Origin of the sequence: Planotetraspora phitsanulokensis (assembly GCF_016863295.1) — a bacterium.
In the GTDB taxonomy this organism is placed as follows: domain Bacteria; phylum Actinomycetota; class Actinomycetes; order Streptosporangiales; family Streptosporangiaceae; genus Planotetraspora; species Planotetraspora phitsanulokensis.
Genome location: NZ_BOOP01000021.1, coordinates 49,015 through 65,145, shown reverse-complemented (window position 1 = coordinate 65,145; position 16,131 = coordinate 49,015). Strand labels below are relative to the sequence as shown.

The following is a 16,131-nucleotide window of genomic DNA, read 5'->3' as shown; positions in this document are numbered from 1 at the left end:
CGACACCGGAGCCGGGGAGAACGGGGGCTGCGCCCGGCCGGGGGCCGCGGTTAGTCTCTTGAGGTCATGTCTGAGGAAGAGGTACTCCAGGACGCGCCGCATCGCCGGGTCGTGCGAGTCGGCGACACCGTCCGCAGGCCCAGACAACCGTGGACACCGGCCGTCCACGCCCTGCTCCGCCATCTGGAGGGCGTCGGGTTCCCCTACTCGCCACGCGTGCGCGGAATCGACGAACAGGACCGCGAGGTCCTGACCTACCTGGACGGCCGATCCGGGCCGCAGAGCTGGATCGAAGTTGCCGGTGACGCGGGCCTGGTGTCCTCCGCCCGTCTGCTTCGCGACTTTCACGACGCGGTGGCCGGCTTCCGTCCGCCCGATGAGCTCAGCTGGTTCACGGGCCAGACCCGGCCGGCCGACGGCGAACTGATCTGCCACGGGGACTTCGGCCCCTGGAACGTCGTCTGGCGGGACGGGCGTCCGGTCGGGCTCCTCGACTGGGACTACGCCAGGCCGGCGGACCGCCTGTACGACGTCGCCTACGCGCTGGAGTACTTCGCGCCCTTCCGCGACGACGACGAGTGCCTGCGCTGGATGGCCTACCCCCGGCCTCCCGACCGGCGCCGCCGGCTGGAACTGTTCGCCGGCGCCTACGGCCTGACCTCCCTGACCGGCCTGGTCGACGCCGTCATCGACGTCCAGCAGGACGGCATCGACCAGGTCCGCCGCCTGGCGGATGCGGGATACCAGCCGCAGGCGGGCTGGGTCGCCGGCGGCTACCTCGGCGAACTGGAGCGGAAGCTCGCCTGGAGCCGCGACAACCGGCACCTGTTCGAGTAGCCCTCCGCACCGGCACACGGCGTCGGGTGACCGGCCCGCCGGAAATGGTGATCACTGCAAACGTCCAGAACGTAAAAGAATCATCGAATCTTCGACCGCGAGTGTAAGCGTTAAGTAAACAGAGCATTACTTAGCGTGAGCATCGTGGATCGGGTCCTCCTGACCCCGACCATCACCCCGGCCACCCCGGACAGCGATGCGGACAGAAGGGAGACATCGTGAAAGTCGCCAAGAGGGTCGCGTCCGCACTGACCATCTGCGCCGCCACAGGTTGGCTCGCGGTCGCCGCTCCTCCGGCCCACGCGACCGCCCCTCCGGCGGGCGCACCCGCAATCCGGACCGTCACCTGCAGCTACCAGCTCACGAACCTGCGCACGGGCGGCTACCTCAACGTCCGGACCTCGCCCGCCTCCACCTCACGGGCGGTCGGCACGCTGAAGCCGTCCGACGGGACGTTCACCGGAAGCTGCACGTCCACGCGCGGCTGGTTCTCCGTCACCTCCTCCAACGGCCGCTCCGGCTGGGTCTCCGGCCACTACCTGCGCAGGACGGTGCACCGCGCCGCCGTCCCGACGATCCCGTCCCTGACGTGCAGCTACCAGGTCGCGAACGTCCGCCGGGCGAGCTATCTCAACGTGCGCACCGCCCCCGGCGTCACCGCGCGGCGGGTCGGCACGCTGAGGGTGTCCGACGGGCGGTTCTCCGGCGGGTGCTCCTCCAGCCGCGGCTGGGTCGCGGTCAAGTCGTCCAACGGCCGAACCGGCTGGGCCGCCGCGCACTACCTGCGCAAGACCAACCGGACCCCCCTCGCCGCCTCCGCGTCGCGCCCATGGGGGTGCACCTACCAGCTGACCCATGTCCAGCCGAACGGCGTCGTCACCGTCTACAACGGTCGCGGCACCGCCTACCAGCCGGTCGGCACGCTGCGGCTGTCCGACGGGCGGTTCGGCGGCGGCTGCACCGCCAACCAGGGCTGGGTCCCCGTCACGTCCTCCAACGGGCGGCCCGGATGGATCTCCGACTACTACCTCCAGCGCGTGACCGGCTAGCGCGCACCGGCCATCCCACGCCTGCCTACCCGGCGGAGGGCACCTGCTGACCGGCCCGCGCCCGCCAGGCGGATGCGGCCTGCTTCCGAGATCGCCGGCACTCGGAAGCAGGCCCACCACCAGGGGACACGCGAGACGTCCCGGGCCGCGGGGAATCGTCAGGGCGCCCCCGGGGCACCGGGGAGAACCAGATCCCAGGAGCTCTGCGCGGTGTAGGTGGCGAGCTTGTGCCTCAGGTCAGGTCCGAGCCGATCAGGGCCGGCAATAGGTCGTCCAGGGAGCGGATCACGGTGATCCCGTCCAGGGGGGTGGCCCCGGTGGCCGCCCTGTCGAGCCAGTACGAACGGAGCCCGGCCGTATGGGCGCCGACGGCGTCGATCTCGTACTTGTCGCCGACGTACGCCACCTGGTGCGCGGGCAGGCCGAGGGCCGCGCAACCCGCCAGGAAGATGCGGGCGTCCGGCTTGGCGGCGCCGTGTTCAAGGGCGCAGACGATCGCCTCGCCGAAATGGTCGAGCAGGCCGATCGCACGCAGTTTGCCCTGCTGGTGCGAGAGCGACGAGTTCGACACGATCCCCAGCCGGAATCGGGGCGCGAGTCTCCTGAGCACGGGGTCGGCGTCGGGGAAGGCGGCCCACACCTCGTCGCGCAGTCCCCGGTACCGCGCGAACCAGAGGTCCGCCTCGTCGTCGGAGATGCCGCCGAGGGGAACGCGGCCCACGTGCGACAGGAACCTCCTGGCCCGGGTGATCTGCTGTCCGGCGAAAGTGAGCTTCCCCTCGAGGAACCGGGCGTACTCCTCCTCCATGATCTCCCGCCAGATGGCCACCGCGTCGTCGGGCGAAGGGAAGAGCCCCAGGAGGCCCTCGGCCGTCAGGTGCCGCAGCACACCGGTCCGCTCCGACGACGAGTAGTCGAAGAGCGTGTCATCGATATCGAACAGAACCCCACGGATCGTCACATACCCACCATGCCATCACCCGCTCCGGACGCCGGACCCACGGTCAGGCGGAGACGGGACGGCCGAAGGTGACGGCGCCGAGGACGGCTTCCGGGGCGTTGGCGCCCAGCGCCGCGTCGGGACGGGCGCCGAGCGCGTCGTTCACGGTCGAGAACGCGACGCGCAGCGCCACGAACACCGTGATCGCGAAGATCTGCGTGTCGTCGAAACCGGCGTCGCGCAACTTCTGGACATCCCCCTCGCCGGTGGCGTTAGGGTCGCGGGCCACCTTCCGCGCCCACCCGGCCAGCGCCTGCTCGGCGATAGTCAGCGCGTCGTCATTTCCCCGGAGCACCCCGGCGGCCGTCTGCTCGCCGGCCGCGTCGGCGAGTCTGGTTCCGTACGCCAGCGAGCAGTACGAGTCGCCGAACGCCGAGGCGCACGCGGCGACGAGCACGGCCCGCTGGCGCTGGGTGATGCCTTGGTCCGCGAGGGAACTCCGCATCAGGTCGAAGAGCCCGTCGGCCGTGGCGGGCTGGTGGGCCCACAGCCGGGTGAGGTTCATCACGTAGCCGAGATCCGCGATGTCCTCGTCGTAGAGGCGCTGCGTGTCGGCGGTGGGATCGGGAGCCCGGAGAAAGCCAGTTGCGTCCATGGCCGTACGTTCCCCTCGGATCGAGACCCGTGCAACCATGTCAGACCCGCCGGACACCGACGGCTTCCAGATACTCGGCCTGTGCGACGACCGTGCCGTCGTCGGCCCGGTTGTACGCACGGGCGACCTCGGCGAGGTCGTCGGAGAAGCGCTCCAGGTCGCGGCCGGGAAGGGTGCCGGACAGCCGGGTGATGGGCCCGTAGTGCTGCCGGAACCACTCGGAGTAGTGCTCCGGCGAGTGGTAGCGGAACGCGTACTCCTGTGTGACGAGGCCGGTCCACTCCACGCGGTCGCCGAAGATCTCGGCCAGGTGATCCGGAGTGCCCCACAACGTCGCGGGCCGCACTCCGGCCGGTGGCGGCGCCCACTTGCCCACCGTCCTGAACAACTGGCCGATCATGCCGCTCGGCGTCCAACTGGCAAGTGCGATCTTCCCGCCCGGCGCCGTGACGCGTACCAGTTCGTCGGCGGCCCGGTGGTGATCCGGCGCGAACATGACCCCCACCGTGCTCAGCACCAGGTCGAACGACTCGTCAGGAAAGGGCAGCCGTTCGGCGTCGCCCTCGGTGAACGTCACCGGAAGGTGCTCGACCGCCGCCCGCTCCCGGCCCTGGGCCAGGAGGTTGACCGCGTAGTCGACGCCGGTGGCCTCGGCGAACCTGCGGGCCGCCGCGATCGCCGCGTTGCCCTGCCCGCAGGCCACGTCCAGCACCCGCTGCCCCGCGCGTACGTCCGCCGCCTCCACCAGGCGTTCCGCGATGATCTGCAGGGTGTTGCCGACCCGAGGGTAGTCCCCCGTCTCCCAGCCCGCCCGCTGGGTCTTCTTTATCGACTCGAAGTCGACGTCCGTGTCCGTCATACGTCCTCCTCAGGCGGCGCCGCCGACGGCGGCGCTCTCTCCGGCATTCGACCCCGAGCACGCGCGTCGCACATCCGTGCTCAGTACGGAAGTCCGATCCGTGGAATCAAGGAGGATTCGTCCGTACCGAGTGATACTCACTCCATGGGGCCAGATGTCTTCCCGGATCCGCTGCGCACGGCCGGAGTGACGCCGCGAGAGCTCGAGGTCTTCTGGCTCGTGGGGGACCGCCTGCAGAACAGGGAGATCGCCGACAAGCTGCGGGTGTCGGAACGGACCGTGGAGAGCCACGTGTCGTCCCTGCTTCGCAAGCTCGGCGGCGCCGACCGCCGCGCACTGGTCGACACGGCGGCCCGGCTTCAGGCTCGCTGGAGTCCCGGTGAGGTGTTGCCACGGCCCCTGTCGTCCTTCGTCGGGCGGGACAGGGAGACCGAGGACCTGTTCAGGCTCGTGAGCGACCATCGGCTGCTGACGCTGACCGGTCCGGCGGGGGCGGGCAAGACGCGGCTGGCGCTGCACGTGGCCCACTCGCTGAGCACGCTGCCGGCCGCGATCCTGGTCGACCTGGCGGCCGTGCCACCCGGTGACGCCGTGGAACGTGCCTTCGCGGACGCCCTCCACGTCTCCGACGACGAACGCCGTCTCCACGCCCTGCTCCGCGAGACGCTCTCCGAACGCCGGCACTGGCTGATCGTGGACAACTGCGAGCACGTGGCGGCCAACGCGGCGGCGTTGCTCGCCGACCTGCTCGCCACCACCCACCTCCGGGTGCTGGCCACCAGCCACGGCCCTCTGGGCCTGGCGGGCGAGGTCGTGTACGACACCCCGCCCCTGCAGGTGCCCGAGGAGTCGGACGATCCATCAGCAGTGCTGGACGCGGCTTCCGCGCGGTTGTTCGCCGATCGTGCGGCCGCGGTCTCCCCCGGCTTCCGCGTCACCCCGGAGAACGCCCGCCACGTCGCGATGATCTGCCGCCGGCTGGACGGCCTCCCGCTGGCCATCGAGCTCGCGGCCGCCCGGATCCGCTTCTTCTCGCCGGTCGAACTGCTGGCGCGCCTGCACGACCGATTCGCGCTGCTGACCGATGGGGCGCAGGGCATGCCGAACCGGCATCGCACGCTGGAGGAGGCCCTGAGGTGGAGCTACGAGCTCCTCGGCGACGACGAACGCCTGCTGTTCGAGCGATGCGCGGTGTTCCCCGGCGAGTTCGGCTACGACACCGCGGCGGAGATCCTCGCCTATCCCCCGTTGGACTCCACCGACCTCGTGAGACTCTTCCCGCGACTGCTGGACCGTTCCCTCATCTCCCGACGCCGCGGCGACCACGTCACCGAATACCGCCTGCTCGACAGCGTCCGTCAGTTCGCGCATCGTCGACTGGCGGAACGCGGGGCCGCCGACGCGGCGCACGAGCGGCACGCCCGCCACCATCTCGAACACGGCGTGGCCCTGCTGGCCGATCTGCGCGGGCGGGACCAGGTCGCCGCGTTGCGCTGGTTCGACCGGCACTGGGCGGACGTGCGCACCGGGATGAGGTGGGCCATCGACCAGGGGGACACGACATCCGCGTGGACGTTCCTCGCAGGCATCGGCACGGGATGGGAGATCCTGGGGGCGCGCGGCGAGTTGTTCGACTGGCTCGAAAGGCTGCTGGAGCATCCGCTGCCGCAGGGCGGCCTGGGCATCCATGCCGCGGTGACCTGCGCCATCCTGCTGGCCTACCAGGACACCGGCCGGGCCCGGGAGTTCGCCGACGACGCGTGCGAACGGGCCGAGCACGGAACCGAGCGGGACCAGTCTCTCGCGCTGCTCGCCCGCGGCTGGGCGAGGGTGCACAGCGAGTCCCGCACCGCCGCGATCGAGCCGCTGGAACAGGCGGCGTCACGTTTCGAACGGCTCGGCGACGGCTGGCATCGTGCTCTGGCGATGTCGTTCCTGGGGATGGCCACACCGGACATCGCCGCCGGCCTGGAACGGATGTCGGAGGCGGCCGCCCTGTTCGGCCGGCTGCACGACCGTGTCAAACGCGCCAACTGCCTCAACCAGATGGCCATCCGCGCGATCGAGAACGGGACCCGTCTCGACGACGCGGTGGGCTGGCTCGCCGAGGCCGGACGACTGGCCCGGTTGAGCGCCAACAATCACGAGCGGCTCCACACCGAGATCTTCCAGGCCTCTCTCGACCAGCGCCGAGGAGACCACGCGGCGGCGCGTGTCCGGTTCGACGGCCTCATCTCCGAGTTCCGCCGTATCGGCGACCGCCGCTGCACGGCCCGCTGCCTCATCGGTCTCGGCCGCGCCGCGGCGCACGACGGCGACCACGAGCGGGCGCGGCGTCATTTCACGGACGGGGTGGAGATCACCGTCGGCCTCGGCGACCACCGTTCCACCGTGAACGGCCTGCGCCTGCTCTCCGGCGCCGAACACGCGACCGGCGACTCCAGACGCGCGGCCGTCCTGCTCGGCGCCGCCGAACGCCTCGATCCCGGACACGACGGAGACACCGTGCTGCGGACGGCGCTGGGCGAACGGCTCGGATCCTCCGGGCTCGCCTCGGCCCTGTCAGAGGGACGTCACATGCCGCTCGCCGACCTGCTCATCCACTGACCACGCGGAGGACTCAGGCGAGCCGCTTGTAGAAGAAGCTGCAATCTTCGAGGACGCCGGCCGGGCTGGTCGCGTAGTCGGGGACGACACCGAACCGCGTCCAGCCGGCGGAGGCGTAGAGATGGTCCGCGGGGCTGCCGGTCACGGTGTCGAGGAGCAACAGTGTGGCTCCCGCCTGCGAGGCGGCCTGTTCGGCGGTGGCGAGGAGCGCTCGGGCGAGCCCCCGGCCGCGGGCGTCGCGGTGGACCATCAGCTTGACGACATCGGCGCGGTGCCGGCCGTTCGGCTTGCCCTCCAGGGCGAGGCTGACGGTCCCGGCGACGCCGTCGGGGCCGTGTGCCGCCCAGACGATGAGGCCGCCCTCGGCCACGGCGGGCCGCCGCGCCCGCCACCAGGCCACCGCCGCGTCCTGGTCGAACGGGAGCAGGAAGCCGAGGGAGGCTCCCCCCGCGACGACGTCCACGAGCAGGTCGGCCAGGCTCTTCACACTGCGGTCGAAGTCATCGGTGGACAGGCGGGTGATGGTGTGCAACGTGGCTTCCTCTCACGGCAGGACGATCATCAAGGCGTAACGGGCCGGATCGGGACCGGGGCAGCGGAAGCGCGACCGGTCCCACAGCCGGAACCGCAGGCAGTCCCCCGCCCGGATCTCGTGCACGACGTCGCCCACGGTGACCTCGAGCACGCCCTCCAGCATCCAGATGTGCTGCTCCAGACCCGGCACGGGCGGTTCGTCGTAGGAAATGTCCGCACCCGGCCGCAGCAGCCCCTCGACCAGCTCACCACGCAGTCCGGGGTGCGGCGGGGAGACCGAGCGGCGGGTGAACCCCGAGCTCTCGTCCCGCCACACCATCTGCTGACCGGCGCGCACCAGTCGCGGCGGCTCCTCCTCGACCTCGGCCAGCAACTGCGACATCGTCCGGCCGTACGCCGCGCACAACCTGTTGAGCAGGGTCGCGGTCGGGCTGATCTCCGTCCGCTCCAGCCGCGACAACGTCGAACGGCTCACGCCCGTCCGCCGCGCCAGCTCGTCCAGGGACCAGCCGCGCTCCTCCCGCAACCACGCGAGCCGGCCCGCCAGACGGACCTCCACCTGCGCGTCGTGCGGCGCGACTTCATCTCTCACATGAGAGACGCTATCTCATATATGAGACAGCAGCGGAAGCGTGCACGAAATGGAGCGACCCCCGGGAACCTGTCCATGTCCCGGGGGTCTGTCAGTGCCGCCACATCACGGCGCCGGCGGCGTTTAAGAGAGTGGATCAGTCCTCACGATGTGCGCTCTGCCATTGAGCTACCGCGGCATGGTTGGAGCCGCGCGCCGGACTCGAACCGGCATCTCAACAATCACAGTCCACTCCCGGTCGATCCGGCACTCGACGGCGATGCTGAATCTGGAGCGAGAGTCTGAGTCTGAACGGCTGCCTCTACCAGTTGGGCTACCCGGGCCCGCGTGCCCGGGAGAGGAATCGAACCTCCGCTGTCACCGTCGTTCAGGCTGAGCTTCATCTTCAGCTTGCGCTCCTTGCGCACCCATCCACGCAGGGATGGGGGTCTGTGGGGCTACCTCAGCAGGTAGCCGAACACGGCGTCACCGATCCTGCGGTCGACGACCTCCGTGCCGTTGGCCTCCTCACGGGCGTACTTCACCGCGTCCTGGAGCTTCTGCACCCTGCCCAGCAGCTCGTTGACACGCCGCTGCGGCAACGCGCCGGAAAAGGTGACCTTGGTCCAGTAACCGACGACGACGTCCTCGTTGTAGACCTGAACCTGGGCAGGGTGCTTGTCGGTCGCCTCGGCGAGCACGTGGTTGCGCGGAACCTTCTTCGTCCGCGTCGTCTTCACCGGCTCCGTGCGCCAGGTGTCGGTGTTCTCGTCGAGCGTCCACGTCTCGGACGGGTCCAGCGTGGGCAGCTTGCTTATGAACGTGTGCAGGTCGACCAACTGCTTCTCCAGGAACAGCAGGTAGGTGACCGGGACATCGGTCAGGAGAGTCTCGCCGTCCACCGTGACGCTGGCCTTCGCCGAGCAGTTCGCCCAGTCCTTCGTCGCCGTCACGTCGAACAACCGCGTCAGCGCGGCTCCCACGTCCCCGAGCACGTTGCCGGCCTGCACCTGCACCCTGGTCGACTCGGGCGGAAGCTGCTCGCCCTCGTCGTCGATCGGCTGGTACGACCGCGAGATGCCCGACAGCAGCGGGCTCTTCTGGATGGTGTGGTAGGCGTCGGTCACCTTGCGCTGGGCGTCGGCCTTGACGCCCTTTTCCACGGCGAGGATCTGGTTGAGCTTGGTCACGGGGGTTCCCTTCCGTCGGGACGCGGCGTGGCGACGTCGGCCGGCGGATCAATCGCGGCATTTCGAGCCGCCAGTACAGCCCACCAGCGGATCTTGCGTCAACACATATACGCCCGCGGAAAGCGGGCCGAACTCCACAGGCCCGCGGTTCGTCTAAACAGCGAAGGCCGTGGTGCGGCCACCTGTTCGCAGGCGGTCAAACATGCAGTTCATCGAAGTCACGGAACTCTGCGGAGTGCGATCCGCGGTCATCACGTTCCGGCGAGCCGGCAGCGCCCTCCGGTTCGTCGTCTATCCGATGGTCCATCTCGGCGAACCAGGCTTCTACGCCGAAGTGGAACAACGGCTGCACTCGCACGACTTGCTGGTCGTCGAAGGAGTGGCGCACTCGCCCGCGGGACGCGCCCTCTCCGCGGCCTACCGGCACCTGGAAGGCAGCAGCCGGTTGGCACTGGTCGTCCAGAGAATCGACCTGCACACCGTCGGGGTTCCGTTCATCAATCCCGACCTCACAGCCGAGGCCGTCAAGGACGGCTGGCGACGCATCTCCTTATTCCAAAGAGCCCTCGTACGGCTTCTCGTCCCCGTGTACGTCATCCAGATGCGGTTGTTCGGCACCCGCCGTGTCCTCGCCCGCCACCTCGCGGTGGAGGAACAGGGCGACGTCGACCCCGCTCTCAACGACTTCCCGGACGCGTTCGACGAACTGATGCTGCACTCGCGCGATCGGCTGCTCGTCAGCGCGATCCACGCCATCCACCAGGAGCGATGCATGGAACAGATCCTCGTCGGCGTGATCTACGGCGCGGAGCACATGCACGCCGTGGTCGACGCACTCTGGCGGCTCGGTTACCGGCCGTGCGACGCCGAATGGCTGACCGTTTTCGACATCGATCCACCCGTGTCGCTCAACGACTGACCAGCGCCGCCATGGCCGGCTGCCCCCGACGAGGTACGGTGCGGGAAGGAGGACGGACGGCATGACGGACAAGAAGATCACCACGATAGGCCGCTGTTACGCGTGCAAGCGCACCTTCGCCTTCGATCCGGGAACCGTCATGATGTTCTCGATCGACCCGGAAACGGGCCTAATTCCAGGAATGACCGTCTTCGGTGGGATGCGGGAGCCGACACCGGAAGCTCTCGCACGAGCGATCGACGTGCCGATCTGTCCCGATTGCGTGAGTAAGGCGAAGCAGTTCGTCGAAGCCGACGATCCGTCCGTCGGCTGGAAAAGGTGGCCGGCGGACGAATGACGAGCGGAACCGCGGCCACGGGCGGACGGATCTCTCCGCGGCCACGGGAACCGCGGCGTGGATTCACGCCGCGGCGGTGACCTCGTCTCGCGGCGTCAGCGAGGCGAGCCCCCGCCAGGCGAACGTGACACAGCCCAACAGGAGGAACACTCCCGACAGGACGCCGCTGACAAAGGGCACCCATGCGACGGCGGACGTCGCCGCCAGCACGAGACCGATGACGCCGAGCACGGTCAGAATGACGCCCGGGACGGCGATGCCCCACTGCTTCCAGACCGGCGCCAGCACGATGAAGTGCACACCCACGACGAACGCGATCCAGGCGACGTTGGTCTGCTCGGGCCGTCCCCAGGCACGGAGCACCGCGATGCCCCCGAAGAGCAGGACGGCCTCGGCGACGACGACCAGCCAGTAGCCCCTGCTGAACATGGGCGCCGCCGGCCCCGGGATCGCGATCGGTTCGGTACGACCGGTCTTCACCCGCCTGACGGCGAGGAACCACATGACGACGACGCCGATGAGACTGAGGACGGCCAGCCCGCGAAGGACGCCACCGATCACGGCGTTCAGCGGGTCGGCCGCGTTGATGAGCACGAACACCATCCCAAAGACGGCACCGATCAACATTCCGGTCATACGTTGCATGACGGGAACCTTATCGACGGCTTGATCAATAAGAAAAGCTCGGCGCCCACCTCTCCAGCAGACCCGGACGGCTCTCAAGCACGGTTCCCGCCTCCTCCATATGGGGAGGACAGGGGCGCCGTCACCGAGGCGCGCAGAGCTGAGTCGTCACGACCGGCGGGCCGACAGGGCGACCACCGCAAGCACCACGAGGACCGCGGCCAGCGCGACCGCCGTGTACCAGCCGTATGAGATGGAGACGCGGAAGCTCATTCCGAGTGCGCGCAGATCGTCGGCCGTCAACATCCCCGCGCTGGGATCCTTGGAGTGCAGGTCGTCCTGACGGATCCAGAACGCGGCCATCGACGCGGCAGCGACGCCGCCGGGCACGACCGCCCAGGCGGCGGACAGACGCCGGGTGAGCGCGTCGGTGACGGCGACGGCCATCGCGGCCACGGCCATGACCAGGGTGACGACTCCCCACTGTGTCGCAAGACCGGCGACATCGGCATTGTCGACGGGCACGGTGATCGACCCGAGCAGCTTGCCGACCCTCCCCCAGGGAAGGAACGTCGAGGCGCCCAGGAAGAGGGCCGCGACCGCGACCGCGTACGCCGTTGCCCGGCGGCCTACCCCGGCCTGCTCGCCGCCTGGCGCCGCCGGCCGCGCGACCGGCCGGGTGGGCGGCTCCTCGACCGGCCGAACGGGCTCAGGTGGAAGCAGCAGGGTGCCCGATGCCGAGGCCCGCGCACCTTCGATGAGCAACGTCTCCGGCGTCGACGAGGACGGCGTCCCGCCGAGCAGGCGGAGCAGGATCGCCCGTGCGGTGGGGCGCCGGGCGGGGTCCTTGGCCAGGCAGTCGGTCACGATGCCGTGCAGCGCCCCCACGAGTCGGCCGAGGTCGGGCTCGCCGGTCAGGATGCGGTGCATCACCGCGGGGATCGAGTCCTGCCCGAACGGCGTGGCGCCGTTGGCGGCGTAGGCGATGGTGCACGCCCAGGCGAAGACGTCGGCCGCCGGGCCGACCTCGCCCCCCTCGATCTGCTCGGGCGCCATGAACGCGGGCGTGCCGACGATCGCACTCGACAACGTGCCGGTCGCGTCCAGGGCGCGGGCGATGCCGAAGTCGATGACGCGTGGCCCGTCGGCGCCCATGATGACGTTGCTGGGCTTGAAGTCGCGGTGCACGATCCCCGCCTCGTGGATGGCGGCGAGCGCGGTCACCGTCGCTATCGCCAGCCTCTCCAGAGCGGGCCCCTGAGGCGCCCGGCCGGCCGCGATCACCTGGGAGAGCGCCGGACCGTCCACGAACTCGCTGACGATGTAGGGCCTGTCGCCTTCCACGTCCGCGTCCAGCACGCGTGCCGTGCAGAACGCCGCGACCTTTCCCGCGTGCGCCAGCTCCGCCGCGAACCGTGCGCGCGCCTTGGCGTCCCCGCTGAACCGGGCGTGCAGCAGCTTGACGGCGACAAACTCGCCGTTCTCCCCCACGCCCCGGTACACCAGGCCCTGGCCGCCCTCGCCGAGCAGACCGGCGATCCGGTACGCACCGATCTGGCGGGGATCATCCGTGCGAAGCGGCTGCGACCCTTGCAATTGAACCTCCACGCACGCGGAAACGGAGGTGACATTACCGGAGCCAGTGGTTCTTCCGACACGAAACGATCGTTAACGCGGACGGGATCCGGTCAATACGATCCCGCTCCGTAGGGCAGCCCGCCGGTGTGATCGCCGCTTCCTCCATCGGGGCCGGTCGAGGGGAGCCGTGCCGGCTTCCAGACCCACGAGCCGTCCGCGTCCAGCGGGATGACGTCAACGGTCTGGAGCCCTCGCCGTACCTCGAGGTCGCCCGCGGCCGAGCCGCCTCGCAGCGCCACGGCGACGTCCGGCATTCCCCGGAGGTTCCCCTCCTTGTACCGGGTCAGCGTGCGCGCCAACACGAACTGCCCCGCATCGGTCAGCGGGACCCTGCCGTTCGCTCGGGCGACCCGCCACGTGACCTCTCCGACGGCCACCCCGACGAGTGCGATCACCGCGCTCAACGGCTGCCGCTCGAAGGCGGCGAGCACCACGACGCCACAGGCGATCCCCGTGGACAGCCTCAGGAGCCGGCGGCTCCAGCCGGGAGCGCTGTAGCCCGCGGGCAGCAGCAACCTCTGGCGGGTGAGCCGTTGCGGCAGGTCGGCGATCGCGGGGCCGCCGTACATCTCGGCGCACAACTCGCCGACGGTGAGCCGGCCGTCGCGGGACGCCAGGATGGTCATGGCGGCGTCCTCGACCGCGTTCGTTCCTCTGCCGGCCGCGAGGACCTCGATGTGCCCGTCACCGGCGAGCCGTACGGCCTTGGCCCGGACCAGGGCCGCCAGCCCGGTCACCACGGCCCGGCGCGGGCCACCCGCGAGGTAGGCCAGTTCGTAGAGACCCGGATGGCGTTCGACGGCGCCGCGCGGCACCCGGCGTGAACGGCGGCGCGCTTCGCGATCCGTCAGCGCGAACAGGACGACCATGAAAGCGGAGCCGAGAGACAACAATTCGACTGACAGCTGCGACATCCGGTCACCTCGCGCGCCCGCTGCGAATACACCCAGCCAACGAGCACGGCACGCGAATCGGTTCCAGACCTGGCCGGGACGACGATATCGCGGGATCGTGAGCGTCGCCGTACGGCCACGGCCCGGTCAGTCGTGGCGTTGCGGGGGTGGGATCGCCGCGCCGGTGTCCCACACGTTTCCACTGTTCTGCGACAGGAAGGACTTGGTGCTCAACAGGATCGGGCACTGGTAGAACGAGTGGCGGCCGAACCGGTTGCCCACCACGCGGATCCCGGAGATCGAGGTGCCCGCGTCCTTGTGACTGAAGTTCAGAGTGCAGCCGCCGCCGTCGAGTGAGTTGTTCTCGATGAGCGAGTCCCGCGCCGAACTCTGGTAGGCCGCGTTGGCGTCCTTCGAGGTGGACATGTCGATCGTGTTGTGCCGGAGTGTCACCCGGGCGACGTCGCCGAAGGACTGCACGCCGTCGTTGTGCGTGGGTCCGCCACCCTGGTTGGGGTCGCTGCTGAACGACCTCATGTCGTGGATGTAGGAGTCCTGAACGAGCGTGTCGCTGTAGGCCTTGATGCCGTCCACGCTGCCGTGGATGTTCGCGCGATAGATCTTGGTGTCCCGGGCCCAGATCCCGTCGATGGTCGCCGACGGATTCGACGGCACGAATTCGGAGTCCTCGACGACCGTCCCGATCCCGTTCTCCGCGTCGAGGAGCGCGGCGTTCCTGCCCGTGGCCCGGCCCCGGAACACGCAGTTCCTGAACGTCACGTTCCTGCCCGCCACCTTCACGAACCCGTGGAAGTCCATGCCCACGACGATCTGCCCGGTCCGCGAGAAGACCTGGTCACCGTTGACGACCTTGAGCGCGGTTCCATTGGGCACACCCGTGGTGGCCGCGGTGGGGAAACCCGACGCGGGCCGGGGAGCCGTCGCGGTGCTCCGGGCGATGGGGGTCGACTTGTGCGTGAGCTTCGCGGCCAGCTGGGGTGACGCCGGCTTCGACGAAGGGGTGACCCGTGGCGTCGGCGCGGGCTGCGCCTGCGGCACCTCCTCCGCAACCGCGTCACCGGCGCCGCTCGCCGCACCACCGCTCGCCGCCGTGGAGGCGGTGCATCCCGACAGCAGGAGTGCGGTGATCGCGAGCGCCACTCCGCAGACCGCGCCCGCCGCACCGTCCTGTCGCGTACGGCGAAGCCCGCTGGAGTGGTGGGCGGACATCACAGGCCTTCCGGAAGCGGCTCGGTGCGGAACCTTCGCGTCAGCCCCGGAATCGGGTCGACGCCATCGACATACGTGAACACGTCCATCACGGCACTCCCGACATAGGCAACCGATCGATCGTAACCAGTCCGTAGCCGCATGAAGAGGTAATCACGAATCCCTCGCCGGGCCGCGGACGGCGCCGCACCGAACCGTCCCGTGGCCGACACAGCGCGTCCCCTTGCTCAGATGATGTCCGGACGGCAGAGCACCGGTCACTCGCGCTCTTCGTACCGTTTCTCGAGCTCCATGTGTTCGTCGAGACCGATCAGCGTGTTGAACTCCTCGAAAAGGATCATGTCGTCGAGCACGCCACGGGTGTCGCCCTTGGCCGCGAGCTCCGCCAAGTAGGTCCGCAACCCCTTCGCGGCGGCGAAGGCCGTTCCGACGGAGAAGAGCGCGAGCGCGTAGCCCATCTCCTCGAGCGCCCGAACGCCCGGGGTCGGTGTGCGGCCACCTTCGACCTGGTTGCTCAGCACGGGAACCGTGCCGCGGAAGGCCGCGCAGATGCGCCGCATCTCGTCCTCGCTCTCGGGGGACTCGATGAACAACATGTCCGCGCCCGCCTCGTGATAGGCCGCGCCCCGGTCGAGGGCCTCGGCGAGTCCCATCGTCGTGCGCGCGTCGGTGCGGGCGATGATCACGAAGTCCGGGTCGCTCCGCGCGTCGACCGCGGCCTTGACCTTCTCGACCATCCCGCTCACGGGGATCACCTGCCGCCCGAGCATGTGACCGCAGCGTTTCGAAGAGGTCTGGTCCTCGATGTGCATGCCCGCCGCACCCGCCTTCTCGTACGCGCGGACCGCACGGCGGACGTTGAGCGGATTGCCGTACCCCGTGTCACCGTCCGCGATGAGGGGCAGGTCGACGGCGTCGCAGAGGTCGGAGACCCGCGTCGCCATCTGCGACATCGTCAGGTAGCCGACGTCCGGCATCCCCAGCAGGCCCGCGGAGGTCTCGAAACCGCTGAGGTAGATCGCCTCGAACCCCAGGGATCGCGCGATCCGGGCGCCGGTGCCGTCGTAGGCGCCGGGGACGACCAGGATCTCGGGTGCGCTCACCAGCTCCCGCAACCGAGTCGTCCGCTTGATCGTCGATTTCGCCATCGATCACACCGCCTCGTTCACCGATACGCAGTGGCGGATCATCAGTAATTTCGAGGATATAAGCGCATTTAAGGCGACAAAGCGCTCAGGGCTCCCGCCA

The 16,131-nt window shown here is 69.6% G+C and carries 16 protein-coding genes; 5 read left to right on the top strand and 11 right to left on the bottom strand.

Annotated features, from left to right (window positions below; genetic code table 11):
• Nucleotides 1–66 precede the first annotated feature (66 nt).
• Nucleotides 67–837: an aminoglycoside phosphotransferase family protein gene (locus Pph01_RS22680; RefSeq protein WP_204075159.1), complete on the top strand. Its 771-nt coding sequence runs from the start codon at nt 67–69 to the stop codon at nt 835–837.
• Nucleotides 838–1,055: 218 nt separating this feature from the next.
• Complete coding sequence (locus Pph01_RS22675; RefSeq protein ID WP_204075158.1) at nt 1,056–1,886, top strand: SH3 domain-containing protein; 831 nt, start codon at nt 1,056–1,058, stop codon at nt 1,884–1,886.
• Between the two features lie 232 nt (nt 1,887–2,118).
• Here the strand turns inward: Pph01_RS22675 and Pph01_RS22670 are convergent, their stop codons facing one another.
• The 3 genes from Pph01_RS22670 to Pph01_RS22660 are packed head-to-tail and all read right to left on the bottom strand — an operon-like array spanning nt 2,119 to nt 4,340.
• Nucleotides 2,119–2,847, bottom strand: coding sequence for an HAD family hydrolase (locus tag Pph01_RS22670; protein ID WP_204075157.1), 729 nt, complete (start codon nt 2,845–2,847; stop codon nt 2,119–2,121).
• 43 nt (nt 2,848–2,890) lie between these two features.
• Nucleotides 2,891–3,481, bottom strand: coding sequence for a carboxymuconolactone decarboxylase family protein (locus Pph01_RS22665; RefSeq protein WP_204075156.1), 591 nt, complete (start codon nt 3,479–3,481; stop codon nt 2,891–2,893).
• A 40-nt stretch (nt 3,482–3,521) separates the two neighbouring features.
• Nucleotides 3,522–4,340, bottom strand: a complete 819-nt coding sequence (locus Pph01_RS22660; RefSeq protein ID WP_204075155.1) for a class I SAM-dependent methyltransferase — start codon at nt 4,338–4,340, stop codon at nt 3,522–3,524.
• A 144-nt stretch (nt 4,341–4,484) separates the two neighbouring features.
• On the opposite strand from Pph01_RS22660, the gene Pph01_RS22655 reads away from it, so the two are divergent.
• Nucleotides 4,485–6,947 (top strand): ATP-binding protein, encoded by a 2,463-nt coding sequence (locus tag Pph01_RS22655; protein WP_204075154.1) that lies wholly within the window; start codon nt 4,485–4,487, stop codon nt 6,945–6,947.
• A 13-nt stretch (nt 6,948–6,960) separates the two neighbouring features.
• On the opposite strand, the gene Pph01_RS22650 is transcribed toward Pph01_RS22655, so the two are convergent.
• The 3 genes from Pph01_RS22650 to Pph01_RS22640 all read right to left on the bottom strand — a co-directional run bounded on the left by Pph01_RS22650 (nt 6,961) and on the right by Pph01_RS22640 (nt 9,242).
• Complete coding sequence (locus Pph01_RS22650; RefSeq protein ID WP_204075153.1) at nt 6,961–7,479, bottom strand: GNAT family N-acetyltransferase; 519 nt, start codon at nt 7,477–7,479, stop codon at nt 6,961–6,963.
• 12 nt (nt 7,480–7,491) lie between these two features.
• Nucleotides 7,492–8,073, bottom strand: a complete 582-nt coding sequence (locus Pph01_RS22645) for a helix-turn-helix domain-containing protein (RefSeq protein ID WP_204075152.1) — start codon at nt 8,071–8,073, stop codon at nt 7,492–7,494.
• 437 nt (nt 8,074–8,510) lie between these two features.
• Nucleotides 8,511–9,242, bottom strand: coding sequence for a DUF7873 family protein (locus Pph01_RS22640; RefSeq protein WP_204075151.1), 732 nt, complete (start codon nt 9,240–9,242; stop codon nt 8,511–8,513).
• Between the two features lie 202 nt (nt 9,243–9,444).
• Here Pph01_RS22640 and Pph01_RS22635 point away from each other — a divergent pair, with 202 nt between their 5' ends.
• Nucleotides 9,445–10,161 (top strand): hypothetical protein, encoded by a 717-nt coding sequence (locus Pph01_RS22635; protein ID WP_204075150.1) that lies wholly within the window; start codon nt 9,445–9,447, stop codon nt 10,159–10,161.
• Between the two features lie 61 nt (nt 10,162–10,222).
• On the top strand, nt 10,223–10,498 hold the full coding sequence (locus Pph01_RS22630) for a hypothetical protein (RefSeq protein ID WP_204075149.1): 276 nt from the start codon (nt 10,223–10,225) through the stop codon (nt 10,496–10,498).
• Nucleotides 10,499–10,561: 63 nt separating this feature from the next.
• Here Pph01_RS22630 and Pph01_RS22625 read toward each other — a convergent pair whose 3' ends face one another.
• From Pph01_RS22625 to Pph01_RS22605, 5 genes are all read right to left on the bottom strand, one after another.
• On the bottom strand, nt 10,562–11,143 hold the full coding sequence (locus Pph01_RS22625; protein WP_204075148.1) for a hypothetical protein: 582 nt from the start codon (nt 11,141–11,143) through the stop codon (nt 10,562–10,564).
• Between the two features lie 147 nt (nt 11,144–11,290).
• Nucleotides 11,291–12,718 (bottom strand): serine/threonine-protein kinase, encoded by a 1,428-nt coding sequence (locus Pph01_RS22620; RefSeq protein WP_204075147.1) that lies wholly within the window; start codon nt 12,716–12,718, stop codon nt 11,291–11,293.
• Between the two features lie 92 nt (nt 12,719–12,810).
• The gene (locus tag Pph01_RS22615) at nt 12,811–13,674 is read right to left on the bottom strand and encodes a TIGR04222 domain-containing membrane protein (protein WP_204075146.1); all 864 of its coding nucleotides are present in this window, start codon (nt 13,672–13,674) and stop codon (nt 12,811–12,813) included.
• Between the two features lie 126 nt (nt 13,675–13,800).
• Nucleotides 13,801–14,883 (bottom strand): right-handed parallel beta-helix repeat-containing protein, encoded by a 1,083-nt coding sequence (locus tag Pph01_RS22610; protein WP_204075145.1) that lies wholly within the window; start codon nt 14,881–14,883, stop codon nt 13,801–13,803.
• Nucleotides 14,884–15,140: 257 nt separating this feature from the next.
• Nucleotides 15,141–16,031 (bottom strand): isocitrate lyase/PEP mutase family protein, encoded by an 891-nt coding sequence (locus Pph01_RS22605; protein WP_204075144.1) that lies wholly within the window; start codon nt 16,029–16,031, stop codon nt 15,141–15,143.
• Nucleotides 16,032–16,131 lie beyond the last annotated feature (100 nt).

Coding starts and splice junctions, on each gene's coding strand:
- Pph01_RS22680 (WP_204075159.1), top strand. CDS start 67: ATGTCTGAGGAAGAGGTACTCCAGGACGCGCCGCATCGCCGGGTCGTG.
- Pph01_RS22665 (WP_204075156.1), bottom strand. CDS start 3,481: ATGGACGCAACTGGCTTTCTCCGGGCTCCCGATCCCACCGCCGACACG.
- Pph01_RS22660 (WP_204075155.1), bottom strand. CDS start 4,340: ATGACGGACACGGACGTCGACTTCGAGTCGATAAAGAAGACCCAGCGG.
- Pph01_RS22655 (WP_204075154.1), top strand. CDS start 4,485: ATGGGGCCAGATGTCTTCCCGGATCCGCTGCGCACGGCCGGAGTGACG.
- Pph01_RS22635 (WP_204075150.1), top strand. CDS start 9,445: ATGCAGTTCATCGAAGTCACGGAACTCTGCGGAGTGCGATCCGCGGTC.
- Pph01_RS22630 (WP_204075149.1), top strand. CDS start 10,223: ATGACGGACAAGAAGATCACCACGATAGGCCGCTGTTACGCGTGCAAG.
- Pph01_RS22625 (WP_204075148.1), bottom strand. CDS start 11,143: ATGCAACGTATGACCGGAATGTTGATCGGTGCCGTCTTTGGGATGGTG.
- Pph01_RS22615 (WP_204075146.1), bottom strand. CDS start 13,674: ATGTCGCAGCTGTCAGTCGAATTGTTGTCTCTCGGCTCCGCTTTCATG.
- Pph01_RS22610 (WP_204075145.1), bottom strand. CDS start 14,883: ATGTCCGCCCACCACTCCAGCGGGCTTCGCCGTACGCGACAGGACGGT.
- Pph01_RS22605 (WP_204075144.1), bottom strand. CDS start 16,031: ATGGCGAAATCGACGATCAAGCGGACGACTCGGTTGCGGGAGCTGGTG.